The sequence below is a fragment of the Streptomyces harbinensis genome, assembly GCF_900116145.1.
GTDB lineage: Bacteria > Actinomycetota > Actinomycetes > Streptomycetales > Streptomycetaceae > Streptomyces > Streptomyces carpaticus.
The window spans coordinates 267,677-292,769 of sequence record NZ_FPAB01000005.1; the positions used below are offsets into that span (position 1 = coordinate 267,677).

At 74.2% G+C, this 25,093-nt stretch carries 25 protein-coding genes and 1 tRNA gene; 12 read left to right on the forward strand and 14 right to left on the reverse strand.

What is annotated here, in order from left to right; genetic code table 11:
* The first annotated feature begins 254 nt into the window (after positions 1 to 254).
* A complete protein-coding gene (locus BM385_RS16190) occupies positions 255 to 2,588 on the forward strand; it encodes an FtsX-like permease family protein (protein WP_437438503.1) in 2,334 nt (777 codons plus the stop codon).
* On the opposite strand, the gene BM385_RS16195 is transcribed toward BM385_RS16190, so the two are convergent.
* Complete coding sequence (locus BM385_RS16195; RefSeq protein ID WP_093843460.1) at positions 2,578 to 3,222, reverse strand: LuxR C-terminal-related transcriptional regulator; 645 nt, start codon at positions 3,220 to 3,222, stop codon at positions 2,578 to 2,580. The genes BM385_RS16190 and BM385_RS16195 overlap by 11 nt on opposite strands.
* Entirely contained in the window at positions 3,210 to 4,373 is a 1,164-nt protein-coding gene (locus BM385_RS16200; protein WP_093843639.1) for a sensor histidine kinase, read from the reverse strand. Before BM385_RS16200 ends, BM385_RS16195 begins: the two co-directional genes overlap by 13 nt.
* A gap of 108 nt (positions 4,374 to 4,481) precedes the next feature.
* Between BM385_RS16200 and BM385_RS16205 the strand changes: the two genes are divergently transcribed.
* Positions 4,482 to 4,661 (forward strand): hypothetical protein, encoded by a 180-nt coding sequence (locus BM385_RS16205; protein ID WP_026047768.1) that lies wholly within the window; start codon positions 4,482 to 4,484, stop codon positions 4,659 to 4,661.
* Between the two features lie 22 nt (positions 4,662 to 4,683).
* On the forward strand, positions 4,684 to 5,502 hold the full coding sequence (hisN, locus tag BM385_RS16210) for a histidinol-phosphatase (RefSeq protein WP_019435683.1): 819 nt from the start codon (positions 4,684 to 4,686) through the stop codon (positions 5,500 to 5,502).
* Between the two features lie 172 nt (positions 5,503 to 5,674).
* Here the strand turns inward: hisN and BM385_RS16215 are convergent, their stop codons facing one another.
* Complete coding sequence (locus tag BM385_RS16215; protein ID WP_019435684.1) at positions 5,675 to 7,138, reverse strand: catalase; 1,464 nt, start codon at positions 7,136 to 7,138, stop codon at positions 5,675 to 5,677.
* Between the two features lie 158 nt (positions 7,139 to 7,296).
* Between BM385_RS16215 and BM385_RS16220 the strand changes: the two genes are divergently transcribed.
* The 3 genes from BM385_RS16220 to tesB all read left to right on the forward strand — a co-directional run bounded on the left by BM385_RS16220 (position 7,297) and on the right by tesB (position 8,812).
* Positions 7,297 to 7,722 carry a Fur family transcriptional regulator gene (locus tag BM385_RS16220; protein WP_019435685.1) on the forward strand — a complete coding sequence of 142 codons (426 nt, stop codon included), beginning with the start codon at positions 7,297 to 7,299 and terminating at the stop codon, positions 7,720 to 7,722.
* A gap of 44 nt (positions 7,723 to 7,766) precedes the next feature.
* Positions 7,767 to 7,840: transfer RNA gene (locus tag BM385_RS16225), tRNA-Met, on the forward strand.
* A 78-nt stretch (positions 7,841 to 7,918) separates the two neighbouring features.
* Positions 7,919 to 8,812: an acyl-CoA thioesterase II gene (gene tesB / locus BM385_RS16230; RefSeq protein ID WP_019435686.1), complete on the forward strand. Its 894-nt coding sequence runs from the start codon at positions 7,919 to 7,921 to the stop codon at positions 8,810 to 8,812.
* A 40-nt stretch (positions 8,813 to 8,852) separates the two neighbouring features.
* Here the strand turns inward: tesB and BM385_RS16235 are convergent, their stop codons facing one another.
* Genes BM385_RS16235 through BM385_RS28220 form a run of 3 tightly spaced genes read right to left on the reverse strand, consistent with a single transcriptional unit; the run spans position 8,853 to position 10,791 of the window.
* On the reverse strand, positions 8,853 to 9,797 hold the full coding sequence (locus tag BM385_RS16235; protein WP_139275183.1) for a GNAT family N-acetyltransferase: 945 nt from the start codon (positions 9,795 to 9,797) through the stop codon (positions 8,853 to 8,855).
* A 10-nt stretch (positions 9,798 to 9,807) separates the two neighbouring features.
* The gene (locus BM385_RS16240; RefSeq protein WP_019435688.1) at positions 9,808 to 10,599 is read right to left on the reverse strand and encodes a phosphatase; all 792 of its coding nucleotides are present in this window, start codon (positions 10,597 to 10,599) and stop codon (positions 9,808 to 9,810) included.
* Positions 10,600 to 10,656: 57 nt separating this feature from the next.
* Positions 10,657 to 10,791, reverse strand: a complete 135-nt coding sequence (locus tag BM385_RS28220; RefSeq protein WP_019435689.1) for a hypothetical protein — start codon at positions 10,789 to 10,791, stop codon at positions 10,657 to 10,659.
* Between the two features lie 53 nt (positions 10,792 to 10,844).
* Between BM385_RS28220 and BM385_RS16245 the strand changes: the two genes are divergently transcribed.
* A complete protein-coding gene (locus tag BM385_RS16245; RefSeq protein ID WP_019435690.1) occupies positions 10,845 to 11,108 on the forward strand; it encodes a helix-turn-helix domain-containing protein in 264 nt (87 codons plus the stop codon).
* Positions 11,109 to 11,194: 86 nt separating this feature from the next.
* Here BM385_RS16245 and BM385_RS16250 read toward each other — a convergent pair whose 3' ends face one another.
* The 4 genes from BM385_RS16250 to BM385_RS28225 form a co-directional block, all read right to left on the reverse strand.
* The gene (locus BM385_RS16250) at positions 11,195 to 11,449 is read right to left on the reverse strand and encodes a Txe/YoeB family addiction module toxin (protein ID WP_093843461.1); all 255 of its coding nucleotides are present in this window, start codon (positions 11,447 to 11,449) and stop codon (positions 11,195 to 11,197) included.
* Entirely contained in the window at positions 11,446 to 11,727 is a 282-nt protein-coding gene (locus tag BM385_RS16255) for a type II toxin-antitoxin system Phd/YefM family antitoxin (RefSeq protein WP_093843462.1), read from the reverse strand. The genes BM385_RS16250 and BM385_RS16255 overlap by 4 nt, the downstream gene beginning before the upstream one ends.
* A gap of 122 nt (positions 11,728 to 11,849) precedes the next feature.
* Positions 11,850 to 12,620, reverse strand: coding sequence for a 23S ribosomal RNA methyltransferase Erm (gene erm / locus BM385_RS16260; protein ID WP_380979086.1), 771 nt, complete (start codon positions 12,618 to 12,620; stop codon positions 11,850 to 11,852).
* A gap of 84 nt (positions 12,621 to 12,704) precedes the next feature.
* A complete protein-coding gene (locus BM385_RS28225; RefSeq protein ID WP_259453444.1) occupies positions 12,705 to 12,833 on the reverse strand; it encodes a hypothetical protein in 129 nt (42 codons plus the stop codon).
* Positions 12,834 to 12,956: 123 nt separating this feature from the next.
* Between BM385_RS28225 and BM385_RS16265 the strand changes: the two genes are divergently transcribed.
* From BM385_RS16265 to BM385_RS16275, 3 genes are all read left to right on the forward strand, one after another.
* Positions 12,957 to 16,703, forward strand: a complete 3,747-nt coding sequence (locus BM385_RS16265; protein ID WP_093843464.1) for an ABC transporter ATP-binding protein — start codon at positions 12,957 to 12,959, stop codon at positions 16,701 to 16,703.
* Positions 16,704 to 16,913: 210 nt separating this feature from the next.
* The gene (locus BM385_RS16270; RefSeq protein WP_093843465.1) at positions 16,914 to 17,237 is read left to right on the forward strand and encodes a type II toxin-antitoxin system RelE/ParE family toxin; all 324 of its coding nucleotides are present in this window, start codon (positions 16,914 to 16,916) and stop codon (positions 17,235 to 17,237) included.
* Entirely contained in the window at positions 17,234 to 17,557 is a 324-nt protein-coding gene (locus tag BM385_RS16275; RefSeq protein WP_019435697.1) for a helix-turn-helix domain-containing protein, read from the forward strand. Before BM385_RS16270 ends, BM385_RS16275 begins: the two co-directional genes overlap by 4 nt.
* Positions 17,558 to 17,581: 24 nt before the next feature.
* Here BM385_RS16275 and BM385_RS16280 read toward each other — a convergent pair whose 3' ends face one another.
* On the reverse strand, positions 17,582 to 18,079 hold the full coding sequence (locus BM385_RS16280; protein ID WP_093843466.1) for an NUDIX domain-containing protein: 498 nt from the start codon (positions 18,077 to 18,079) through the stop codon (positions 17,582 to 17,584).
* 11 nt (positions 18,080 to 18,090) lie between these two features.
* Entirely contained in the window at positions 18,091 to 19,200 is a 1,110-nt protein-coding gene (locus tag BM385_RS16285; RefSeq protein ID WP_380979082.1) for an MFS transporter, read from the reverse strand.
* A 114-nt stretch (positions 19,201 to 19,314) separates the two neighbouring features.
* Between BM385_RS16285 and BM385_RS16290 the strand changes: the two genes are divergently transcribed.
* Complete coding sequence (locus tag BM385_RS16290; RefSeq protein WP_093843468.1) at positions 19,315 to 20,292, forward strand: LysR family transcriptional regulator; 978 nt, start codon at positions 19,315 to 19,317, stop codon at positions 20,290 to 20,292.
* Positions 20,293 to 20,420: 128 nt separating this feature from the next.
* Here BM385_RS16290 and BM385_RS16295 read toward each other — a convergent pair whose 3' ends face one another.
* Both BM385_RS16295 and BM385_RS16300 read right to left on the reverse strand, forming a co-directional pair.
* Positions 20,421 to 22,544, reverse strand: a complete 2,124-nt coding sequence (locus tag BM385_RS16295) for an ATP-binding SpoIIE family protein phosphatase (RefSeq protein ID WP_093843469.1) — start codon at positions 22,542 to 22,544, stop codon at positions 20,421 to 20,423.
* A 63-nt stretch (positions 22,545 to 22,607) separates the two neighbouring features.
* Positions 22,608 to 23,753 (reverse strand): LacI family DNA-binding transcriptional regulator, encoded by a 1,146-nt coding sequence (locus BM385_RS16300; protein ID WP_093843470.1) that lies wholly within the window; start codon positions 23,751 to 23,753, stop codon positions 22,608 to 22,610.
* 157 nt (positions 23,754 to 23,910) lie between these two features.
* Between BM385_RS16300 and BM385_RS16305 the strand changes: the two genes are divergently transcribed.
* A complete protein-coding gene (locus BM385_RS16305; protein WP_019435702.1) occupies positions 23,911 to 25,080 on the forward strand; it encodes a Gfo/Idh/MocA family protein in 1,170 nt (389 codons plus the stop codon).
* The last annotated feature ends 13 nt before the right edge of the window (positions 25,081 to 25,093 follow it).

A 25,093-nucleotide genomic window follows, 5' to 3' on the forward strand; every position in this document is an offset into this window, starting at 1 on the left:
AGGGGCGGGCCCCGGAGGCGGCCGGCGAGGTCGTCGCGTCGGCGGACCTGGACCTGCCGGTCGGCGCCCGGGTGGCCGGATACCGGGTGGTCGGGGTCACGGACGGCCCGGCCGCGCTGTGGTTCACGGCGCCGGAGGCAGCCCGCCTCGGCGGCCAGGACACCGTGGACGTGATCGGTGTGCTGCCCGGACCGGGTGTGTCGACCGGCGCGTTGTCCACGGCGGTGCGGGAGGCCCTGGACGCGGCTGGCGCGGTGGACGCCCGGCCGGCCGATGAGCGCCCGGCGGACGACACCGGGGAACTGCGCGTCCTCACCGGAGACGGCCGGGGCGCGGCGGAAGCACTGGGGGCCGCGCCGCTGTGGCGGGATCTGCTCGCGCTGTTCGGCGCGATCAGCGGCACTGTCCTGATGGTGGCCGGACTCGTCCTGGCGACCCTGATCACCCGGGCGCTGCGGCACCGCGCCGGTGAACTCGCCCTGCTGCGGGCGGTGGGCGCCCAGCCGGGCCAGCTGCGCGCGACGGTCTGCCGCGAGGCGACGGCGGTGGCACTCCCCGCCGCGCTGCTGGGCGCGGCGCTGGCGGTACCGGTGTTCGCGCTGCTGTGGCGCCCGGTGACGGCCCAGGCCGCGACGGCCGGCCTCACCCTCCCGGTGGTGCCCTGGGCGCTGCCCGCACCCCTGCTCACCGCGGCCCTCACGGTGGCGGCGGTCGCCCTGGCCGCCCTCCCGGCCACCGCTGCCTCCGGCCGCCCCACCACCCCGCGAGGCTCCGGAAAGAACCAGCCGCCCGGCGGCCCGGCCCCGGACGGGGGCCGCGCCGTACCCCAGCCGACCGCCGCAAGGCGCCTCCTGCCGCAGCGACGGCAGCCGGCCGCCCCGGAGCCGCCGTCCCGGCCCGGTGCCACCGGGGCTTCCACCTCCGGCGCGGCGGAGGCAGCGGCTGTGGCCCCCGCCCCACGGGCCGCAGCCGGACGGCGGCCGGCCCGGCTCACGGAAGCCTCGGCGGAGCCCCGGGCAACCGGCGGCACGACCGCGACGAGGCGCCTCCTGCCGCAGCGACGGCAGCCGGCCGCCCCGGAGCCGCCGTCCCGGCCGGATGCCACCGGGGCATCCGCCTCCGGTGCGGCGGCTGTGCCGGACGGGGCGGCCGTGGTTCCACCCCCAGAGGCCGGAGCCGAACGGCGGCCGGCCCGGCTCACGGAAGCCTCGGCGGAGCCCCGGGTATCCGGCCGGGTCACCCTGGCGCCGGACGACGGGCCGGGCCACGACCGGGGCACGGCGAGCCCCGGGTCGGCGGTGCCTGCCGACGCCGGTCGCACGGACACCCACGGACCGCGGGCCGGCCGGACGCCGGACCGGCTCGGCGGGAGCCGGAGCACCCCCGGCCGTGCGGGTGCTGCGGCGGATGGACCTGAACGGGGGGCGGGGACCGGCTCGCCCACCACCCCCGCGCCCGTCGCGCCCGCCGCGCCCCCCACCCCCGCGGCCGGGTCCGCCGGGCGGCGGATCGGGGGGCTTGTCGTTCTCGGGCTCGGGGCCGCCTCCGCCGGGAGTGCCGTCGCGCTGCCGGGGGACGGGGCCGCCGCCGCTGCCGGGGCGGCTGTGGTGGTCATGGTCATCGGGTGCGCGCTGCTCGGGCCGTGGATCGCCGGGTGGGTGCTCGGCCTGCTCGCCCGGCCGCTGCGGCGGCTCGGCGGGGCCGGTGGGTGGCTGGCCGTGGCGCACGGGCGGGCCGACTCCGCGCGGCTCGGCGCGGCCATCGTGCCGATCGTGCTGGTGACCGCCTTCGCCGTCGTCCAGCTCGGGGCCGACGCCAGTGTCCGGCACGCCACCGCGGAGCAGGCCCGGGCGGCGGGGAGCGCGGAGGGGGCGCTGGCCACCACCGTGCTGACCACCCGCAGCGAACTCGGCGATCCCGTCATCGACCGGCATCCCGCCCTCGGCGTCACCGCCGAGGAGCTGCGCGCTCTCGACCCCGGCGTCCGCGCCGGTGATCTCGGCGCGCTCGGCCCCGGCACCGTGGCCGTCGGCGCCGACCGGGCCCGTGCCCTGGGCGCCGGCGTCGGGGACACCCTCACCCTCCGGTACGGCGACGGCAGCGAGGCCCGGCTGCGGGTGGTGGCCGTGTACGAACGCTCCCTCGCGCTCGGCGCGTTCCTCCTCGACCGCGGGCAACTCGCTCCCCACGTCACCGACCCGGACGCCCCGCCCGCGCCGACCCCCGCCCAGGATCTGGAACGTCGCCTGTCCACCGCCGCCGTGGCCGCCATCGCCGCCCTCGCGCTGCTCGCGGTGTGCTCCACCCTCACCGTGATCACCGTCGCCCGTCGCCCCGAACGCGACCTGCTGCGCCGGGTGGGCGCCGGACGCGGCCAGCTGGGCATCATGCTGGCCGTCGAGGCCGCCGTGGTGGCGGTCACCGGGCTGCTGCTCGGCGCCGCCGTGGCCGCGCTGCCGCTCACCGCGTTCAGCTGGGCGACCCTGCACGCCCCGCCCCATCTGCCGCCCGGTCAGGCGGCGGCCCTGGTGGCGGCCGTCGTCCTCACCACCGCCGCCGGGTCGCTGCTGCCCGCGCTCAGGCGTTGAGGTAGGCCAGCACCGCGCGGACCCGGCGGTGACCGGTGTCGGTGGGCGGCAGGCCGAGCTTCAGGAAGACGTTCCCGATGTGCTTGTGGACGGACCGCTCGGTGATGACGAGGGCCGCGGCGATCGTCGCGTTGTCGTGGCCCTCGGCCATCAGCCGCAGCACCTCGCGCTCGCGCGGGGTGAGCCCCGCCAGCGGATCGCCGCGCCGCTGCCGCGACATCAGCTCGGTGACGACCTCCGGATCCAGCACCGTGCCGCCGGCCACCACCCGGTCCAGCGCGTCCAGGAAGTCGTCCACCCGGCCCACCCGGTCCTTCAGCAGGTAGCCCACGCCGCGGGCCCCGCCGCCGAGCAGTTCGGCGGCGTACGTCTGCTCCACGTACTGCGAGAGCACCAGCACCGGCAGGTCCGGAAGCCGCTCGCGCGCCGCGAGCGCCGCCCGCAGCCCCTCGTCGCGAAAGCCGGGCGGCAGCCGTACGTCGAGCACCGCCGCGTCCGGGCGGTGTGCCAGCAGCAGCGGCAGCACCTCGGGCCCGGTGGCCGCCACCGCCGCCACCTCGTGACCGGCCGACCGCAGCAGCAGCACCAGCCCCTCCCGCAACAGGGCGTTGTCCTCGGCGATCACCACACGCACGGCAGCTCCACTTCGATCACGGTCGGCCCCCCGGGCGGGGACGACACGGCGACGGTTCCGTCCAGGGCGGCCACCCGGCGGCGGATGCCGGTCAGGCCGCTGCCGCGCGTCTCGTCCGCGCCGCCGCGCCCCCGGTCGGCCACCCGCACCCGCAGCGCGCCGGCGCGCGCGTCGCGGACGATGTCCACGGTGGCGTGGCCGGCGCCGCTGTGCCGGGCGGCGTTGGTCAGCGACTCGGCGACCACGAAATAGGCGGCGGTCTCCACGGCGGCCGGGGCGCGCGGCCCCGTCTCGATCTCCGGCGCGACCGTGACGGCCACCTCCAGGCCGCTGCCCGCCGCCAGCGCCCGGACCGCGCCGGCCAGCCCCCGGTCGGTGAGCACCGGCGGGTGGATGCCGCGCACCACGTGCCGCAGTTCGCCCAGCGCCTCCTCGGCCTGGTCCTGCGCCTCGTCCAGCAGCCGGCGCGCCGTCTCCGGGTCGCGCTCGTACGCGCGCCGGGCCAGCCCCAGCCGCATGGACAGCGCCACCAGATGGGCCTGCGCGCCGTCGTGCAGGTCGCGTTCGATCCGGCGCAGTTCGGCGCCGTGCGCCGTGATCGCGCCGGCGCGCGTGGCCGTCAGCTCCTCGACCCGCTCCGCGAGCCGCGCCGCGGGCGAGGGCAGCAACAGCGCCCGCGACCAGCTCGCCTGGAGGTCCGCGAGCCGGCCGATCAGCGGCAGCACCACCGCCGGGCGGCGCAGCAGCCCGTGCCAGACGCCGTCCACCAGCACCCCGACCGACCACAGGATCAGCGCCAGGTACATCAGCCCGAGCCCGTACACCAGTTGGGCGCCCACCCAGCGCAGATCGCGGTGCGTGCTGGGATCGGTGACCGCGACCCGCACCCGCTGGAACAGGCCGCCGGTCAGCGGCGGGTAGTGCTCGGGGACCGGGATGCCGCTCCAGGCGGCGCTGCGCCGCCGCTCGAACCCGGCGGTGGCGCGCACCAGCAGCACGAACTCGGGCAGGGCGGCGGCCCCGATCACCAGCAGGGAGACGGCCCCGGCCGCGAGCGCCAGTCCGACCAGGAGGTAGCAGAACAGCCCGATCGCGCTGCCGATCAGCAGCTGGATCGTGGCCCGCCAGGTCGATTCGAGCAGCTCGCGCACCCGGACAGCGTAGGTGAGCGGCGGGCGCGGCACGGTGGAGCCCGCTACACCATCGGTCCGGGAGCCCACCGGATGGGCACGGCCCGCCCCGCGCACCAGACTGACGGCATGAAGTCATTGCTGTGGTGCGTCTTTGTCCTCGCCCTGATCATCAACCCGGTCATCAATCTCACGCTGTCCGACGGCCCGCTCCAGATCGTGCTGTCCCTCGTCTCCGGGCTGACGGTGCTCGCCTCCGGCACCGGCCTGTGGCTGCTGCGCGACCGGGGGGAGACGGGGGCGTACTGAACGGCCGGGGATACTGGTGCGCATGGCCGACTACCACGACGATCTGCGGCTGGCCCATGTGCTGGCGGACGCCGCCGACGCGCTCACCATGGACCGGTTCAAGGCGATCGACCTCCAGGTGGCCACCAAACCCGATATGACGCCGGTCACCGAGGCGGACCGGGCGGTGGAGGAGCTGATCCGTTCCCAGCTGGGCCGGGCCCGGCCCCGGGACACGGTGCTGGGGGAGGAGTACGGCACCACGCAGGGCGGCGGCACCGGACGGCGCTGGATCGTCGATCCGATCGACGGCACCAAGAACTATGTGCGCGGTGTGCCGGTGTGGGCCACACTCATCGCGCTGCTGGAGCAGGACGAGGACGGCAGGGAGCGCCCGGTCGTCGGGGTCGTCTCCGCGCCGGCGCTGCACCGGCGCTGGTGGGCGGCGCTGGGCACCGGCGCGTACACCGGGCGCGGGCTGACCTCGGCCACCCGGATCCGGGTCTCGCAGGTCGCGGACGCGGCGGACGCGTCGTTCGCGTACTCCTCGCTGACCGGCTGGCAGGAGCGCGGGAAGCTCGGCAGCTTCCTGGAACTGTCCCGCAAGGTGTGGCGGACCCGGGCGTACGGGGACTTCTGGCCGTACATGATGGTCGCCGAGGGATCGGTCGATCTGTGCGCGGAACCGGAGCTGTCGGTGTGGGACATGGCGGCCAACGCCATCATCGTCACGGAGGCGGGCGGCCGGTTCACCGGCCTGGACGGGACGGACGGGCCGCTCGGCGTGGACGGCGCCGCCTCGAACGGGCTGCTGCACGAGGTGCTGCTGGCGCATCTCGGGTACGTGCCGGGCGCCGACTGAGGCACCACCGGGCGCCGTCACCGCTCCGTACGCGTACGGCGCCCCGTACGGACGGCCGTCCGCCCGAGCGCGCGCCCCGGCGCCGCTTCGGCCGGCCCGCGCCCGGACAGGCCGGAGCGGCCGTCCCCGCCCACGGGGAACGGCCGCTCCGGTGGGGTACGGCAGGCGCCGGTCAGCCGCGGAGGGCCTGAACCGCGGTCTGGAGTCGCTTGCCGTAGTCTTCGTCCGCCCGGCGGAAGTTCTCGATCGCGCGCTCGGCGATGTCGTCCCGCGACACCTGGGCGATGAAGCCGGCCAGGTTGTTGATCAGGCGTTCCTTCTCGTCCTCCGACATCAGCCGGTAGAGGTTGCCGGCCTGCACGAAGTCGTCGTCCTCGGCGTGCGAGGGCGCCTCGTGCCCGTCGGCGGTGCCGGTGACCGGGGTCGGCGCCCACAGCGGGCGGCCGGTCTCGGCCGGGCCGCCGAAGGAGTTCGGCTCGTAGTTCTTCGCGCCGCCGTGCCGGCCGTCGTACATCACACCGTCCCGGCCGTGGGTACGGGCCTCGGTGGCGTGCGGGCGGTTGACCGGCAGGTGGTCGGCGTTGATGCCGACCCGGTAGCGGTGGGCGTCGCCGTAGGCGAACAGCCGGCCCTGGAGCATCTTGTCGGGCGAGGGGCCGATGCCCGGCACGAAGTGGTGCGGGGAGAAGATCGACTGCTCGACCTCGGCGAAGATGTTCTGCGGGTTGCGGTTCAGCTCCAGCTTGCCGATCTCGATCGGCGGGTAGTCCGCGTGCGGCCACACCTTGGTGAGGTCGAACGGGTTGAAGCGGTAGTTCGCCGCTTCCTCCGCCGGCATGATCTGCACCTGCACGGTCCAGGTCGGGAAGTCACCGTTCTCGATGGAGACGCGCAGGTCGCGCTGGTGGCTGTCCGGGTCCTGCCCGGCCAGCACCGCCGCCTCCTCCGAGGTCAGGTTCTTGATGCCCTGGTCGGTCTTGAAGTGGTACTTGACCCAGAAGACCTCGCCGGCCTCGTTCGTCCACTGGAAGGTGTGCGAGCCGAACCCGTCCATGTGCCGGTAGGAGGCCGGGATGCCCCGGTCGCCGAACAGCCAGGTCACCTGGTGGGTGGACTCGGGCGACAGACCCCAGAAGTCCCAGACGTTGTCCGCCTCCTGGGAGCCGGTGTACGGGTCGCGCTTCTGGGTGTGGATGAAGTCGGGGAACTTGATGGCGTCCTTGATGAAGAACACCGGGGTGTTGTTCCCGACCAGGTCGTAGTTGCCGTCCTCCGTGTAGAACTTCAGCGCGAAGCCACGCGGGTCACGGACGGCGTCGGCGGCGCCCAGGTTGCCGGCCACGGTGGAGAAGCGCAGGAAGACCTCGGTCTCCTTGCCGATCTCCGACAGGAACTTCGCCCGGGTGTACGGCGTGACGTCGGCCGTGACCGTGAAGGTGCCGTACGCGCCGGCGCCGCGCGCGTGCACGATGCGCTCGGGGATGCGCTCCCGGTTGAAGTGGGCCAGCTTCTCGATGAGCAGCTGGTCCTGGATCAGGCCCGGGCCGCCCGCGCCCGCCGTCTGGCTGTTCTGGTTGTCGGCTACCGGCGCCCCGGCCTCCGTGGTGAGCGGTCCCGCCGCGGTCTGGTCGGTCATCCCTGTTCACGCCCTTCGTTCATGCAATCCTCGGCGACTTCGGTGCGGACTCTTGGCCTCCGCTGAATCCGATCCTATATTGGACTTTGTCCAAGTCAAGACGTGGCCCGAACTCGTATCGCATCAGGGCCTCGGGAGGCTCACGCTAGGGTGGAACCATGAGTGACCTGCTACAACGACTCCGGGACCGGGGCTGGCGGCTCACCGCGCAGCGGCGCGTCATCGCCGAGGTACTGGACGGGGAGCACGTCCACTACACGGCCGACGAGGTGCACGCGCGGGCTGTCGCACGCCTGCCGGAGATCTCGCGCGCCTCCGTCTACAACACCCTCGGTGAACTGGTGGCGCTCGGCGAGATCATCGAGGTCACCACCGACGGCCGTGCCAAGCGGTACGACCCCAACGCGCACCATCCGCACCAGCACCTGGTCTGCTCCGGCTGCGGCACCATCCGTGACGTACGCCTCACCACCGACCCGCTGCGCGCGCTGCCGGAGGACGAGCGGTACGGCTTCACCGTCTCGGAGGTGGCCGTCACGTACTACGGCAGCTGCCCGGTGTGTTCGGGTGCCGCCGGCGGCTGATTTGCTCCCGGGCGGTGGCGGACGCTACAGTAAAGGCACAACGACGCGGGGTGGAGCAGCTCGGTAGCTCGCTGGGCTCATAACCCAGAGGTCGCAGGTTCAAATCCTGTCCCCGCTACGGAAGCCGAAGGGCCCGGATCCGATCAGGATCCGGGCCCTTCGCACGTTCGCCGGGCGAACGGGGAGAATCGACGCCATGGACGCTACTCTTCAGTATCTTCTCGACCTGCTCGATCTGGAGCGGATCGAGCAGGACATCTTCCGGGGCGCCAGCCACCCCTCGGTCATCCCCCGGGTCTTCGGGGGCCAGGTCGCTGCCCAGGCCCTGGTCGCCGCCTGCCGCACGGTCGATCCGGACCGGCTGCCGCACTCGCTGCACTCCTACTTCCTGCGCGGCGGCGACCCGGGCGCCCCCATCGTCTACACGGTGGACCGCATCCGCGACGGCCGCTCCTTCGCCACCCGCCGGGTGGTGGCGGTCCAGCACGGGCAGCCGATCTTCCATCTGTCGGCGTCCTTCCAGCTGCCCGAGGACGGCCTGGAGCACCAGGAGCCGATGCCGCCGGCCCCCGACCCGGAGACCCTGCCGGACGGCGAGGAGGTGCTGCGCCGGTACGCCGACCGGTTCGCGCACCCGGCCGTGGCGGACCTGCTGCTGGAGGCACGGCGCGCGGTCGACCTGCGGTACGTGGCGGAGCCGCCGTTCGCGACGCCGGGCCGGCGGCGCGAGCCGCGCTCCCAGGTGTGGTTCCGCACCAACGGCAAGCTGGACGGCGACCGCGACGACCCGATGCTGCACATCTGCCTGGCGACGTACGTCTCCGACATGACGCTGCTGGACTCGGTGCTGCTCGCGCACGGGCGCGGCGGCTGGTCGGTGGGCGATGTGGTGGGCGCCAGCCTGGACCACGCGATGTGGTTCCACCGGCCGTTCCGGGCGGACGAGTGGCTGCTGTACGACACGGACTCGCCGACGTCGGGCGGCGGGCGCGGGCTGGCGCGCGGCCGGATCTTCACCCGGGACGGGCAGCTGGCGGTGTCGGTGATCCAGGAGGGCGTGGTCCGCGTCCCCCGGGAGGAGAGCGCGTAGCGCCGGGCGGCGTACCGGCGTACGGGGGAGGGCCGCGCCGTCAGCGGTGCGGTGCCGGCCGCCGGACCCAGGTGGTCCACAGCGGTCGGTAGCCGGCGCGGTGCCAGAACGGGCCGGACAGCGGGTTCAGGGCCGCGTAGTGCAGCAGCGTGTGGGTGGCGCCCGCCTCGGCGAGGGCGAGGTGCGCGGTACGGACCAGGGCCGTACCGGTACCGGCGCCGCGGTCGGCCGCCTCCACCATCAGGGTGGCGAGATAGCCCGCGCGGCGGCCGGAGGTCAGCCGGGCGGCCCAGGCGGCGTTCGCGGGCGGCTCGGCGTGCAGCAGCCCGGTGATCCGCCCGTCCCGCTCGGCGACCCACACCCAGGCGGCGGGGTCCGCCAGCCGCTGCCGGGCGTGCCGGCCGGACGCCTCGCGCCGTACCGTCCCGCCGAACTGCTCGTCCCAGCGCAGCTCGTCCAGCCACAGCGCGACCGCCCGGTCGAGCTCGGCCGGATCGCGCGGCACCAGCGGTCTGACCAGCGGATCGCCGGCGCCGGGCGGGCCGGTGTCCGCGGGGTGCGCGCCCGTGGTGCGGACGGCCGTCACCGTCTTCGGCGTGAAGCCGTGGGCCAGCAGCACCGGGGTGACCTCGGTGTCCCGGCTCGGCCAGGTGAACACCGCCTCGGCGTCCCCGGCCGGGTGGCCCCCGGCGGCCATCCGCTTGTCCCAGGCGGCCAGCAGCCCGTCCAGCGCGCGGGCCGGGTCGGGGCCGGTGAGCCGGGCGTGCAGTTGGTGGCGGTCGAGCGCCGACCAGCTCGCCTCGTACGCCGCCGGGTCCAGGCGGCGGCGCCGGTAGCGGGCCTCGGCGCCCGGGAGGGTGAAGGTGATGTCGCCCTCGGCGGGCTCCGGCAGGGCGTGGACGGCGGGCAGCAGCGGATCGAGGGCCCGCAGCCGGGTGTCCCTGGGCGTTCTCGTGCTCGTGCTCGTACGCGTCACGGACGTCACGCCCGGGAGCCTACGCGAGTCCGGCCGCGTGCAGGAGGTAGGCGGTCATCGGCTCGTAGTAGCGCGGATTGGTCACGTGATCGTCCAGCGGGACGCAGACCGACAGGGTGCCCTCGGCCTCGGCGAGGAAGAGCGCCGGGTCGTTGCAGTCCGCGTAGCCGATGGCGTCGATGCCGTACTGCGCGGCGCAGCCCGCCCAGCCGTGGTCGGCGACCACCAGATCCGGCGGCGCCTGGCCGTCCGCCGCCAGGGCGTCCAGGATGGCGGCCATCGGGTGCGGGGAGTGGGTGTGCCACAGGGTGGCGCCGCGCTCGTACATCGCCACCCCGGCCATCTGCGCGACCACCCCCTCGTCGGCGGTGAGCCCGATCGGCACCTTGACGATGTCGCAGCCGGCGGCGGCCAGCGCGAAGCCGGTGCGGGCGTGCACGTCCAGCAGCCCGCCCGGGTGCCCGGTGGCCAGCAGCACCCGCTGCCGGCCGTCGGCGGCCTTGCGCAGGGTGGTGGCCGCGCGCTCCAGGGCGTCGATGGTCAGCTCGGGGTCGATGGTGTCCTGGCCCTGCCGGTGCTCGGGGTCCTCGTTGACGCCGCAGCGCTCGGCCATCACGGCGAGCACGTCCTGCTCGTCCGCCCAGCGGTCGCCGAGTTCCAGGCCCAGCCAGTAGTGCCGGTTGCCGTTGGCCAGTTCCCGGTAGTGGGAGAGGTTGTTCTCCCGGGGGGTGGCCACGTCTCCGGCGATCCGGGCGCGTATGAGGTGTTCGGTCAGTTCCGGGCGGGAGGGCACGTAGGACAGGGGCGGCATACGGCCAGTATCGCCCCGGTGGGGGTGGTTGTGGGCGCCTGTCGCCGAGCTGTGATCTCAGGGAAGGGTGCGGATACCGGGACCGTCGTGAGTGATGGCCACGGTGTGCTCGACGGGGGCGGCGCGCGAGCGGACGGCGCGGGCCGCCTCGGTACCGGCGGCCGGGTCCGCGTCGGTCTCGATCTCCGCCATGAGAGGGCTTCCGCCCGGGGCGCGCCAATTTCTATACCGGTAGTATCACGGGCATGGTACGCAACCCCCTGACGCCCGAGGAACGCGAGCGCGGCCGGCGGCTCGGCCTGCTGCTGCGGGAGGCGCGCGGCGGACGCAGCATGACCGAAGTCGCGATGGCCGCCGGCGTCTCCCCCGAGACCCTGCGCAAGATCGAGTCCGGCCGGGCCCCGACCCCCGCCTTCTTCACCGTCGCCGCACTGGCCGAGGTGCTCGACGTCCCCCTGGACCAGCTGACGCGCCGCTGCACACCCGACGAGACGGCGGCTGTGGCGTAGGGGGTGCCGCCCGCGCCGGTCGTCGCCCAGCCCGGCCCGGATCGCGGAAGGGCTCGGGCACTGGGCACCGTGCCGCGGGGCGCCGTTCAGTAGTGGTAGCGGGCGGCCAGGATGATGATCTCCCGGTCGGTGACCAGGTAGACGAGGCGGTGCTCGTCGTCGATCCGCCGTGACCAGGCGCCTGGCAGGTGGTACTTCAGCGGCTCGGGCTTGCCGATGCCGGAGAAGGGGTCACGGCGGGTGTCCTCGATGAGCTTGTTGATCCGGGCGAGCATCTTGCGGTCGTTCCTGAGCCAGGAGGTGTAGTCCTCCCAGCCCTGATCCTCGAAGACGAGTCTCACTCCGGCACCGTTCCGGTGTCCGGTGCGTCGGGGTCGATCAGTTCGCGTTCGCTGACGCCGCGCCCGCTCAGGGCGTTCTCGTACGCCTTGAGCAGCCGGCGCGCGTTGGCGGGGGAGCGCAGCAGGTAGGACCCTTCGCGCAGGGCGGCGTAGTCCTCGGCCGACAGGAGGACGGCATTGCCGTGCCGGGACACGATCTCCACGGCGTCGTGGTCCTCGTTGACCTTCTTGATCAGCGGGAAGAGTTCTCTTCTGGCCTCGCTCGCGGTGATGGACATGGGCGGACCCCTTTCGGCAAGTGGTACCACATACCGTACCAGTCGCCTCGCCAGGTGCCGAGTGCCCGGCCGCACCCCGGTCGGCCCCGGCCGCAGCCCGCCCGGGCGGTCGCCGGCGCGGCTCAGTGGGCCAGTTCCCGGTACAGCCGCAGCCACCGCTCCGGTGGTACCCGGCCGCAGGGCAGGGCGCGGTCCAGGGCCAGGGCGCGGGTGCGGCGGCGGCCGTAGTGGTGGGTCAGGGTCGCGTGCAGGGAGCCGCCCCGGCCGGTGAAGCCGAGGTCGACGAACGCCCCGTACGCCTCCAGTTCGGCCGCCGGGAGCAGCGGGCGGTCCCTGCGGTCCAGGTGCAGCACGGCGGAGTCGGTGCGCGGGACCGGCACGAAGTGCCGGCGGTGGATGCGCGGGCCGAGCCGCCAGGCGTACCGGGGCCAGTTGCGGACGGTCAGCAGGGGCCAGCTGCCGAAGTCGCCGGTGCGTTTGCGGGCGTACTCCAGCTGGGTGAGGAGAGTGGCCGAGGTCAGGTGGGGTGCGGCCAGGCACCAGCGGACGATGTCGGTGGTCCGTGAGTACGGGATGTTGCCGACCACGGCGAAGGGTTCGCGGGGCGGCGTGGCGCGCAGGAAGTCTCCCTGGACGAGGCGGATGCGGGGGTGGGCGGGGAAGCGGCCGGCCAGCGTGCGGTCGATCTCGTAGGCGATGACCCGGCCGGCGGTGGCGGCCAGGGCGCGGGAGAGGTGGCCCTCTCCGGCGCCCGGTTCCACCACCAGTGCGCCGGGGCGCACGCCGGAAGCGTGCACGATCGTCCGGATGCTGGGGGCGTGATGCAGGAAGTTCTGCGACAGGGTGAGTCGGCGGCGTGCCACGTATGCGGTCCTCGGGGTGAGGACAGGCATCGCCCGGTTCGGCGGGCCTGTCCGTGTCGATGTGCTGACACCGGACGGCCCTGGTGGCGTGAGGACTCGGGAAAAAAGCTGAGGTCAGACGGCTGAGGCGTCGGGCGAGTCCTGGCGGACCAGGGCCGGACGCCGCACGCGCGGGCGGGGGGTGTGCTGGGCGGGCCACGCGGCGGCGCGCGGCCCGTTCACGATCGAGTTGAAGCACGACATGGATAAGACGATACGTTCCGTCGCGCGGAACGCGCACGTCCTTTTCTTCACACTGTTGCGGCGGGATGAAATGGCCCGAGGCTGGTGTTGAGCACTGCGGCAGCGATCTTCGGGAGGACACAGGTGGCGGACACCGATCGAAGCGGCACGGACGGCTGGATAAAACGCCTCACCGCGTACTGCTGGCGGCACCGCCGCAACATGCTGCTCTCCCTCGGCGCCTCACTCGCCGGCATGGGCGTCATGGCCCTCATGCCGCTCATCACCAAGGTCATCATCGACGACATCGTCGTGGCCGGCGAAGGCGGCCTCGCGCTGTGGATCACCCTGCTGATCGGCGCCGCCCTCGTCATCTACGGCCTCACCTTCGCCCGCCGCTACTACGGCGGGCGGCTCGGCATCGACGTGCAGCACGACCTGCGCACCGCGATGTTCCGCTCCCTCACCCGGCTGGACGGCCGCCGCCAGGACCAGCTCTCCACCGGCCAGGTCGTCGGCCGCGCCACCTCCGACCTCAGCCTCATCCAGAACCTGCTCTTCATGATGCCGATGGTCATCGGCAACTTCATGCTCTTCGCGGTCTCCCTCACCGTGATGCTCGTCCTCTCCCCGCTGCTCACCCTCGTCGCCCTCGCCGTCATCCCCCTGCTGTCCTGGATCGCCGTCCGCAGCCGCCGCACCCTCTACCCCGCCACCTGGCACGCCCAGAACCGGGCCGGCGCCGTCGCCGGCGTCGTCGACGGGGCGATCACCGGCGTCCGCGTCGTCAAGGGCTTCGGCCAGGAGGAACAGGAGAGCGGCAAGCTCCGCGCCATCAGCCGCGAACTGTTCGCCGCCCGGCTGCGCACCGTACGCCTCACCGCCCGCTACATCCCCGCCTTCAACGCCGTACCCGCCCTCGGCCAGGTCGCCATGCTGGCCCTCGGCGGCTGGCTCGCCACCCGGGGCGAGATCTCGCTGGGCACCTTCGTCGCCTTCTCCACCTACCTCGCCCAGCTCGTCGGCCCCGTCCGGATGCTCACCCTCGTGCTCACCACCGGCCAGCAGGCCCGCGCCGGCGTCGAACGCGTCCTGGAACTCATCGACGCCGAGCCCGAGATCACCGAGGCCCCCGACGCGCACGCCCTGCCCGCCGACGCCCCCGCCCGCGTCGAGTTCGACCGGGTGTCCTTCGGCTACGGCCCCGGCAACCCCGTCCTCACCGACCTCTCCCTGCGCATCGAACCGGGCGAGACCCTCGCCGTCATCGGCCCCTCCGGCAGCGGCAAATCCACCGTCTCCCTGCTGCTGCCCCGCTTCTACGACCCCGACAGCGGCACCATCCGCATCGGCGGCCACGACACCCGCGAGCTGACCCACGACTCGCTGCGCGCCGCCATCGGCCTCGTCCCCGAGGACAGCTTCCTCTTCTCCGACACCATCCGCGCCAACCTCGCCTACGGCCACCCCGACGCCACCGAGGAACAGGTGGTCGCCGCCGCCCGCGCCGCCCAGGCCGACGCGTTCATCCGCGCCCTGCCCGACGGCTACGACACCGTCGTCGGCGAACAGGGCATGACCCTCTCCGGCGGCCAGCGCCAGCGCATCGCCCTCGCCCGCGCCATCCTCTCCGACCCCCGGCTGCTCATCCTCGACGACGCCACCTCCGCCGTCGACGCCCGCGTGGAGCGCGAGATCCACGACGCGCTGCGCTCGGTCATGGCCGACCGCACCACCCTGCTCATCGCCCACCGGCTCTCCACCCTCCAGCTCGCCGACCGCATCGCCGTCCTGGACGGCGGCCGGCTCGCCGACACCGGCACCCACGCCGAACTCACCGCCCGCAGCCCGCTGTACCGGCAGCTGCTGAGCGACCCCGAGCAGTGGGGCGCCGCCCCGCGCGACCCCGCCGGATACGCCGCCGAGGGGGACGAGGACGCGGGCCCCGGCCCGGACGGCACCACCCCCGCCCTGTGGCAGCGCGAGGCCGCGGGACCCGACACCGGCAGCACCGCCCTGATGGGCGGCACCGCCGCCGACCCGGCGCTCCTCGCCCAGGTCGAGGCCCTGCCCCCGGCCACCGACACCCCCGGCATCGACGAGGCCGCCGCCGCCCGCCCCGAACGCGGCGGCTACGGCCTGCGCCGCCTGCTCGCCGGGCTGCGCGTCCCGCTGCTGTGCGCGCTGCTGCTGGTTGTCGCCGACGCCGCGTTCTCGCTGCTCCTGCCGGTCCTCATCCGGCACGGCATCGACCAGGGCGTGGAGAAGGCGGCGTACGGCGCGGTGGCCGCCGCCGCCGTCCTCGCGCTGCTCGTGGTCCTCGCCCAGTGGGCCGCCCAGGCCGGCGGCCTGATCACGGTCGGACGCACCGGCGAGCGCGCCCTGTACTCCCTGCGCGTCAAGATCTTCGCCCAGCTCCAGCGGCTCGGCCTCGACTACTACGAGCGCGAGCTGACCGGCCGGGTCATGACCCGGATGACCACCGACGTCGACGCCCTGACCAGCTTCCTCCAGACCGGCCTGGTCCAGGCGCTGGTGGCGGTCATGACGTTCTTCGGCATCATGGGTGTCCTGGTCGTCATCGACGTCCAGCTCGCCCTCGTGGTGCTCGCCACCCTCATCCCGCTGACCATCGGCACCGTCATCTTCCGGCGGCACAGCGTCAAGGCGTACGAGCTGGCGCGCGAACGCGTGAGCGGCGTCAACGCCGACCTCCAGGAATCCGTCGCCGGACTGCGGATGGTGCAGGCGTTCCGCCGCGAGAGCGACGGGTACGAGCGGTTCACCGACCGCTCCGACGGCTACCGGCGGGCCCGGCTGCGCGGCCAGTGGCTCATCTCCGTGTACTTCCCGTTCGTGCAGCTGCTCGCCACCCTCGCCACCGCCGGGGTCCTCCTGGTCGGCGCGGGCCGGGTCGGCGCCGGCACCCTCACCGCCGGCGCCCTGGTGGCGTATCTGCTGTACATCGAGCTGTTCTTCGCCCCCGTGCAGCAGCTCTCCCAGGTCTTCGACGGCTACCAGCAGGCCGTGGTCTCCCTCGGCCGCATCCAGGAACTGCTCGCCGAACCCACCACCACCCCGCCCGCCGAGCGGCCCCGGCCGGTGCCGGAACGGCTGCGCGGCGAGGTGGAGTTCCGCGGCGTGCGGTTCGCCTACCGGGGCGCCGAGGACGGCACCGAGGCGCTGCGCGGCATCGACCTGACCATCCCGGCCGGGCAGACCGTCGCCTTCGTCGGCGAGACCGGCGCGGGCAAGTCCACCCTGGTCAAACTCGTCGCCCGCTACTACGACCCGACCCGGGGCGCCGTCCGGGTGGACGGCACGGACCTGCGCGACCTCGACCTCAGCGGCTACCGGCACCGGCTGGGCGTCGTCCCCCAGGAGCCGTACCTCTTCGACGGCACGGTGCGCGACGCCATCGCCTACGGCCGCCCCGGCGCGAGCGACGCCGAGGTGGAGGCGGCGGCCCGCGCGGTCGGCGCGCACCACATGATCGCCGCGCTGCCCGGCGGCTTCCACCAGCCGGTGGGGGAGCGCGGCCGGGCGCTGTCCGCCGGGCAGCGGCAGCTGATCGCGCTGGCCCGCGCGGAACTGGTACGCCCCGACATCCTGCTGCTGGACGAGGCCACCGCCGCCCTCGACCTGGCGACCGAGGCCCTGGTCAACCGGGCCACCGACCGGCTCGCGGTGCGCCGCACCACCCTGGTGGTGGCGCACCGCCTCACCACCGCCGCCCGCGCCGACCGGGTGGTGGTCCTGGACCGCGGCACGGTGGTGGAGGACGGCACCCACACCGAACTCCTGGCCCGCGGCGGCCGGTACGCGGCCCTGTGGCGCACGTACGCGGGCGGCGACGAACACCCGGCGACGGAGCGGGCCCCGGTGGGCTGACCCCGCCCGGCGGCCGGCGCCGCCCGGCGGGCGAGAACCGGCGTCCGGACAGGGGGCGTGTCTTTCCCTCGACCGGGTGAAGATCAGCGAAAGGGCGGAAGCGCCGCGCCTCACCGTGTTTAGCTATTGCTCAATACGGGAGGGGGTGCGACAGTGGAGGAGAGCTGGGAGATCTACCTGACACACCAGGTGGACCAGTGACTCAATGACCTGGAGAAGTCCGACCCCGCGTCGTACGTGCTGGTCAACCAGGCCATTCTGGTGCTCTCCCGGGTGGGGCCCGGCGAGGGCAGGCCGCTGGTGGACCGGGTGAAGGGCTCGGTGCTGCACAACCTCAAAGAGCTCCGTCCGGGAACGGCGGGACGGAGCGAGGTGCGGGTGCTCTTCATGTTCGACCCGTGGCGCTGCGCCATTCTTCTGGTGGCCGGCGACAAGGCCGGCGACTGGGACGCCTGGTACCGCCGGGCGATCCCCGAGGCGGAGCGGCGGTACGCCGAGTACCTCACGGACCGGAAGAGGGAGAAGGGGCAGTGAACGGATACACCGGCTGGGCGGCCAGCGGCCACCGTGAACGGGCCGAGCAACTGGCCGGCGGGGCAGAAGCCTTCGACGAGGGCGCGCGGCGCATGATCACGGAGGCGCGCGCCTGGCGGCTCGTCGAGATGCGGCAGGAGCGTGGCCTGACCCAGCAGCAGGTGGCGGACCGCATGGGGGTCAGCGCGGGGCGCGTCTCCCAGATCGAGAGCGGGCAGGTCTCGGGCAGTGAGGTGATCGCCCGCTATGTGCGGGCGCTCGGCGGCAACCTCATCATGGTGGCGGTCTTCGACGACGGCGAGCTGCGCAAGGTCGGCTGAGCCGGGGCCCGCCGCGGGCGGCCGTTACGCCGGGGGTGTGCTGCGGGCGCGTTCGGCCAGGTAGGTGTCCACCGTCTGCAACAGGCCGCCCGGGATCTCCGGTTCGCCCGACCACCAGTGGATCGCCGCGATCTCCTCGTTCGGTGTGAACGGCCGCACCGCCGTGGTCTCCGCCGCGAAGACCGCCCCGTACGCCACCGGGCGGTCCGCGAAGGCGGTCTTCGAGAAACCCACGAAGCGCAGCGCCTCGGGCGCGATCACCTGGCCCGCCTCCTCCCGCAGTTCACGGGCCGCCGCCACGCGCGGCGTCTCCCCCGGGTCGATGCCGCCGCCCGGCAGCTCCCAGGTGCCCCGCTCCCGCTCCAGAACCAGCAGCAGCCGCCCCTCGTGCCGGAGCGCCACCAGGGCGTACGTGACCGGCGCGTCGCCGAACGTCCGCTCCTCCGGCCCCGGTTCCAGCGCGAGCAGCCGGACGTCCAGCGGTCCGGTGGCGAGGGCGTGCGGCTGCTGATCCGTCGTCATACCACCCGACCCTACTGCGGTGCTCTGACAGCCGCCGTCACTCCCAGTGCCGCCAGCGCGAGCGCACCGCCCAGCCACATGGTGGCCACCGGGCCGAAACCGTCCGCCACCCGTCCGCCCAGCAGCGCCCCCAGCGCGATCGCCGCGTTGATGACCATGGCGAACAGCGCACCGGCCCCCTCCCGCGCCTGTGGTGACGGCGCCGCCCGCTGCGCCCAGGTCTGCCCGGCCACCGCCACCCCGCCGTACGCCACCCCCCACACCAGCAGCAGCGGCGCGGCGTACGGCACCAGCAGCACCGTCACGCCCAGCACGCCGCAGATCCCCAGCACCGTGCCGCGTACCGTACGGCCCACCGCCGCGCCCGCCGTGAACGTGCCGGCCAGGCCCGCCACCCCGTACAGCAACAGCAGCGCGCTCAGCAGTGCGCCACGCGTCCCGGCCGTCTCCTCCAGCACCGGGCGGATGTAGGTGTACGCGGCGAAGTGCCCGGTCACCAGCAGTCCCACGATGAGCAGCGGCGCCCGCACCCCGGCGTCGCCGAACAGTCGCAGCACTCCGCCGAGACCGGGCGCTCCGCCGCTCGGCGGCAGCGGTGGCAGCAGGACGGCGAGGGCCCCGGCCACGGCCAGGGACAGCAGCGCGCCGCCGGTGAACGCCGCGCGCCAGCCGGCCAGCTCGCCCAGGTAGGCGCCGGCCGGCACACCGAGCACCGAGGCCGCCGCGATCCCGGAGAAGATCAGCGACGTGGCTCGGCCGGCGGTGCGCGGAGGCGCCAGCCGGGGGCCGAGCCCGGCCGCCAGCGCCCACACCCCGCCCATGGCCACCCCGACCAGCACCCGGGCACCCATCAGCACGGCGTAACCGGGGGCCCACGCCGACAGGGCGTTGGCCGCCGCCAGCAGCAGCATCAGCGCGCACAGGACGTGCCGGCGGTCGGCGCCGCGCGCTGCCGGGACGACCAGCGGGGCGGCCAGCGCCGCGAGCACTCCGGTGACCGTCAGCGACAGCCCCGCCAGCCCTTCGCTGACCCCGAGGTCCCGCCCCAGCGGGGTGAGCAACCCCACCGGCAGCATCTCCGAGGTGACCACCGTGAAGGTGGCGGCGGTCACCGCAGCCACCCTCGGCCAGTACCCGGTATCCCGTTGCTGACCTGCTGTTTTCTCTACTTGCGTCATGCCGTCCAGCCAACTGCGCCGGTGGCCGGGGAACAACGGCGAAGCGCTCACCCTTCCATGAGCGGAGCTCATCGAACGAAGGGACGAGGCGTGGTGGGTGGCGGGCTGGAGATCCGTGAGCTGGAGTGCTTTCTGGTGGTGGCGGAGGAACTGCACTTCGGGCGCGCCAGCGAGCGGCTGTATGTGTCGCAGAGCCGGGTCAGCCAGCTGATCGCGGCGCTGGAACGCCGCGTGGGCGCCCGGCTGGTGGAGCGCACCAGCCGTCGTGTGGCGCTGACCCCGCTGGGTGTGGATTTCCGGGCGGCGCTGGTCCCCGCGTACGGGGCGCTGCGGGCGGCGGTCGAGGAGGCGCGAGCGGCGGCGCGCGGGATGGCGGGGCGGCTGCGGATCGGCTTCCAGGCGCCGTGGGTGGGGGCGCTGATGGAGACGGTCACCGACTTCCAGGACCGGTTCCCGGAGGTGGAGGTCGAGCTGGCCGAGCTGCCGCTGTCGGACCCCTTCGGGGCGGTACGGCGCGGGGAGGTGGACACGGCGGTGGTGATGTTGCCGGTGCTGGAGAAGGACCTGGTGCTGGGGCCGGTGTTCTCCCGGCAGCGGCACCGGCTGGCGCTGTCGGTACGGCACCCGCTGGCCGGCGTCGGTGCTGCCGGGAAGCTGACGGCGGAGGACCTGGCCACCGTCCCGCTGATCTCCGCCGCCGGTCCGGCACCGGAGTACTGGCGCGAGGTGCAGGCCCCCACCAGGACCCCGGGCGGCCGGCCGGTACCGCGCGGCCCGGTCGTCCGCACCCTCCAGGAGGGCCTGTCCCTGACGGCCGCCGGGCGTGGCGGGATGCTGCTGTGCGGGACGACGGGGGAGTACCACCGGCGGGACGACATCGTCTACCTGCCGGTCGGTGATCTGCCCGCGTCGGCGCTGGGCCTGGTGTGGCGCCGGGACCATGAGACGGCGCGGATCAGGGAGTTCGCGCGCGGCCTGGCCGAGCGGGCAGGGCGGGCGAGGCGGGTGGAGGGGGTGGAGCGGATGGCGGGCTGAAGGCGCCGCCGCACGGCGGACGGCCTCGGGTACGGCCGGCCCGTCCGTCACACCGGGCCGGCCGCCGGTGCCGGACCGTCCGGAGCGGACCTCCGGAGCCGACCCCCGGGCAGTGATCCACCGCCCTCTCAGATCGCCGGCACCTCCGCGAGCCCCGGGAACTCCCCCGGCTCGTCCGGCACCTCGGCCCAGATTGTCTTCCCCGTGCTGCTCTGCCGGCTGCCCCACCGCTGCGTCAGGTGCGCGACGATGAACAGCCCGCGCCCGCTCTCGTCGTACGCCCGCGCCCGGCGCAGGTGCGGCGAGGTGCTGCTGCCGTCGGAGACCTCGCAGATCACTCCGCCCTGCCGGATGACCCGCAGCTGGATGGGGCCGCCCGCGTGCCGGATGGCGTTGGTGACCAGCTCGCTGACGACCAGTTCGGTGGTGAACACCGCGTCCTGGAGCCCCCAGCTGGTCAGCTGCCGGGAGGCCAGTTCACGGGCGCGCGCCACGGCGGTCGGCTCGGCCGGCACCTCCCAGGTGGACACCTGCGCGGGGGACAGCGCCCTGGTGCGGGCGACCAGCAGCGCGATGTCATCGGTGTGGTGTTCGTCCACCAGCGACTTCAGGACCGTGTCGCAGGTCGCCTCCAGGGTCGGCGCGGGGTGCGCCAGCAACTGGTGCAGCTCGGCCACGCCCTGGTCCAGGTCGTGCCGGCGCGACTCCAGCAGCCCGTCCGTGTACAGCGCGAGCACACTGCCCTCGGGCAGCGTGATCTCCACCGACTCGAACGGCAGCCCGCCGAGCCCCAGCGGCGGGCCGGCCGGCAGCTCGATCGACTGGACCGTGCCGTCCGGCAGCACCAGCGCGGGGGAGGGGTGACCGGCCCTGGCCAGCGAGCACACCCGCGACACCGGGTCGTACACCGCGTACAGACACGTCGCCCCGGTCTCCATCGGGCGGCCCTCCCCGGCCCCGCCGGGGACCTGCGCGTCCTCCTCCTCGCTCTCGCCGCGCATCCGGATGACCACGTCGTCCAGGTGGGTGAGCAGTTCGTCGGGCGGCAGATCGATGTCCGCCAGGGTGCGGACGGTCGCCCGCAGCCGGCCCATGGTGGCCGAGGCGTACAGCCCGTGCCCCACCACGTCGCCCACCACCAGCGCCACCCGGGCGCCGGACAGCGGGATCACGTCGAACCAGTCCCCGCCCACCCCGATCATCGAATCGGCCGGCAGATAGCGCGACGCCACCTCCACGGCGGCCAGGTCGGGCCGGCCGCGCGGCAGCAGCGACCGCTGGAGGGTGAGCGAGGTGGACCGCTCGTGGGTGAAGCGCCGCGCGTTGTCCAGGCACACCGCCGCCCGGGCGCCGATCTCCTCGGCCAGCAGCAGGTCCGCCTGGTCGAAGCCCTCCGCCCGCCGGTGCCGCCCGAAGATCGCCACCCCCATGGTCGCGCCCCGGGCCCGCAGCGGCACCATCAGCCCCGAGTGCACGCCGTGCTCCCGCACCCGCGCCGCCCGCTCCGGGTCCAGCGCGAACCACTCGGCGACCGCCTCCGCGTCCAGCACCCGCGCCCGGTACTCGCCGCTGGCGGCCACCGCCAGGCCGTGCGGGGACTGCGGCGGGTACTCCAGGGTGTCGCCGACCTCCAGCATGAGTTCCGGCGCGCCCTCCAGCACCGACCGCTGAGCCACCCGGTGCAGGGTGACCGGGCCCGGCACCTGCTGGGCCGGGGGTTCCTCGCCGCGCAGCACCTCGCCGTACAGATCGACGGTGGCCAGATCGGCCAGCCGGGGGACGGCGACGTCCGTCAGCTCGGCGGCGGTGCGGCGGACGTCCAGGGTGCTGCCGATGTGATTGCTGGCCTCGCTGAGCAGCGTCAGCCGTTCGCGGGCGATGGTCAGCCGGGCGACGCGGCGTTCGCGGTCCTCGCGGATGTGGCACACCAGCAGGCTGAGCAGGCAGGCCAGCGCGACCGAGGTCAGGACGGTGTACCGGCCGCCGACGGACAGCTGCGGCACGTGGAAGCCGTACACGGTGGCGGCGGCGCCCAGGGTGGCCACGGCGACGAGCGCGGCCTGCCACAGGCTGAGCAGCCCGGCGGCGGCGAGCGGGGCGAGCAGCGAGAAGCTGGCGTAGCGGGCGAGGTGGCCGGAGGACGTCTCGTACTGGACCACCGTGATGACCGCGACGTAGAGGAGCAGCAGGGTCAGGACGGAGACGCCCCGGAACCGCCGGAGGCGCTGGAAGCGGGATCGCAAGGAAGCCATGGGGTCACCCTCCGCGCCCACCCTAACGCGGATGGGACATGTCGCACCTTCGGTGCGAAAGGGTCAGGGGCGCGGTGGGGCGGTGGAGGCGCGCACCATCAGATCGGCCGGGAGGGTGGCTGTCCGGCCCGCCGGGGCCTCCTCGCGGCCCAGCGCCAGCCGCCCGGCGCGGGCGCCGGCCTCGTGCAGCGGGATGCGGACGGTGGTGAGCGCGGGCGCCGCGTCGATGGCGAACGGCAGATCGTCGAACCCGGCCACCGAGATGTCCTCGGGGATGCGCAGGGCGCGTTCGCGCAGGGCGGCGCAGGCGCCGAGGGCGACCGTGTCGTTGGCGGCGACCACGGCGGTCAGGCCGGGTTCGCGGCGCAGCAGTTCCAGCGCGCCGTCGTAGCCGGAGGCCCGGTCGTAGCCGCCGTGCACCGTCAGCCGTTCCGCCTCCGGCGTCCCGGCCTCGCCGCCGGCCGCGCCCGCCGCGGCGAGCGCCGCGCGGTGGCCGTCGAGGCGCTGCCGGGTGGTGGTGCGGGCGGCGGGCCCGGCGAGGTAGCCGATCCGGCGGTGGCCGAGGTCGAGCAGATGGCCGGTGAGCCGGCGGGCGCCGCCGAAGTTGTCGAAGGTGAGGGCGACCGGCGCGGGCCCCGGGTCCTCCTCGGGGCCGGGTACGGGGCCGTGCGCGCCGCCGGGCGCGGCGCCGTCGGTCGCCGCGGTCAGCGGCTGCCGCCCGCACAGCACCACCCGGGTGCCGCCCGCCTCCAGGCGGCGCAGCCGGGTGGCGAGCGCGCCCAGGTGGTCGGGGTCCTCGACGGTGCCGCCGGTGAGGACGACCGCGGCGGCGCGCTGGCGCAGCAGCAGGGTGAGATAGGTGAGTTCGCGCTCGGGGGAGCCACCGGTGTTGCAGATGATGGCCATCTTCTGGCCGTGCGGGGCCTCCGCGTCGTGGTCGCCTGCCGGGCCGATCTGGGACTGGATGGCGCTGGCCATCACCCCGAAGAACGGGTCGGCGATGTCGTTGACCAGCACGCCGACCAGGTCGGAGGTGGCGGCGGCGAGGGCGCTGGCCGGGCCGTTGACGACGTACTCCAGTTCGTCGACCGCGCGCAGCACCCGGGAGCGGGTGGAACCGGCCACCGGGTAGTTGCCGTTGAGCACCCGGGAGACCGTTGCCGCCGATACTCCCGCCCGCGCCGCCACGTCCGCCAGCGTCACCGACATGCTCCGCCCCGCTCTCCGCGCCTGGCCGCTTTCCGCGCTGCCACTTGTCCCATCCGCTGTGGGCAGGTTAGCGTCTCGTCCTGTAGAAAGCGCTTACTAACCGCGCCGCCGCACCACACGGCCGCCGCGCCGCCACTTTCGGGAGGGAATCCGGCCCATGACCGACACGCCGAACCGCAGGACCGTCCGCATCGCCATGAACGGCGTCACCGGGCGCATGGGATACCGCCAGCACCTCGTCCGCTCGATCCTCGCGCTGCGCGAGCAGGGCGGCCTGCCGCTCGGCGACGGCACCGTGATCTGGCCCGAGCCGATCCTGGTCGGCCGCCGCGAGCACGCCCTCAAGGAACTCGCCGACCGGCACGGTCTTGACGCCTCGAACATCTCCACCGACCTGGACGCCGTCCTCGCCGACGACTCCGTCGACATCTACTTCGACGCCCAGATCACGCTCGCCCGCGAGGAGGCCCTGAAGAAGGCCATCGCCGCCGGCAAGCACATCTACACCGAGAAGCCCACCGCCACCGGTCTGGACGGCGCCCTCGCGCTGGCCCGCCAGGCGCGCGACGCCGGCATCAAGCACGGCGTCGTCCAGGACAAGCTGTTCCTGCCGGGCCTGCTCAAGCTCAAGCGGCTCATCGACGGCGGCTTCTTCGGCGAGATCCTCTCCGTGCGCGGCGAGTTCGGCTACTGGGTGTTCGAGGGCGACTGGCAGCCCGCCCAGCGTCCGTCGTGGAACTACCGCTCCGAGGACGGCGGCGGCATCGTGGTGGACATGTTCCCCCACTGGGAGTACGTGCTGCACGAGCTGTTCGGCCGCGTGGAGACCGTCCAGGCGCTGACCGCCACCCACATCCCGCGGCGCTGGGACGAGCGGGGCAACGCGTACGAGGCCACCGCCGACGACTCCGCGTACGGCATCTTCCAGCTGGCCGGCGGCGCCGTCGCCCAGATCAACTCCTCCTGGTCGGTGCGCGTCAACCGCGACGAGCTGGTCGAGTTCCAGGTGGACGGCACCCACGGCTCGGCCGTCGCCGGGCTGCGCAACTGCCGCGTCCAGCACCGCTCCGCCACCCCCAAGCCGGTGTGGAACCCGGACCTGCCGGTCACCGAGGCGTTCCGCGAGCAGTGGCAGGAGGTGCCGGACAACACCGAGTTCGACAACGGGTTCAAGGCCCAGTGGGAGCTGTTCCTGCGCCACGTGGTGCTGGACGAGCCCTACACCTGGGACCTGCTGGCGGGCGCGCGCGGCGTGCAGCTGGCCGAGCTGGGCCTGAAGTCCTCCGCCGAGGGCCGCCGCCTGGACGTTCCCGAGCTGAGCCTGTAAGGACAGGGAGACC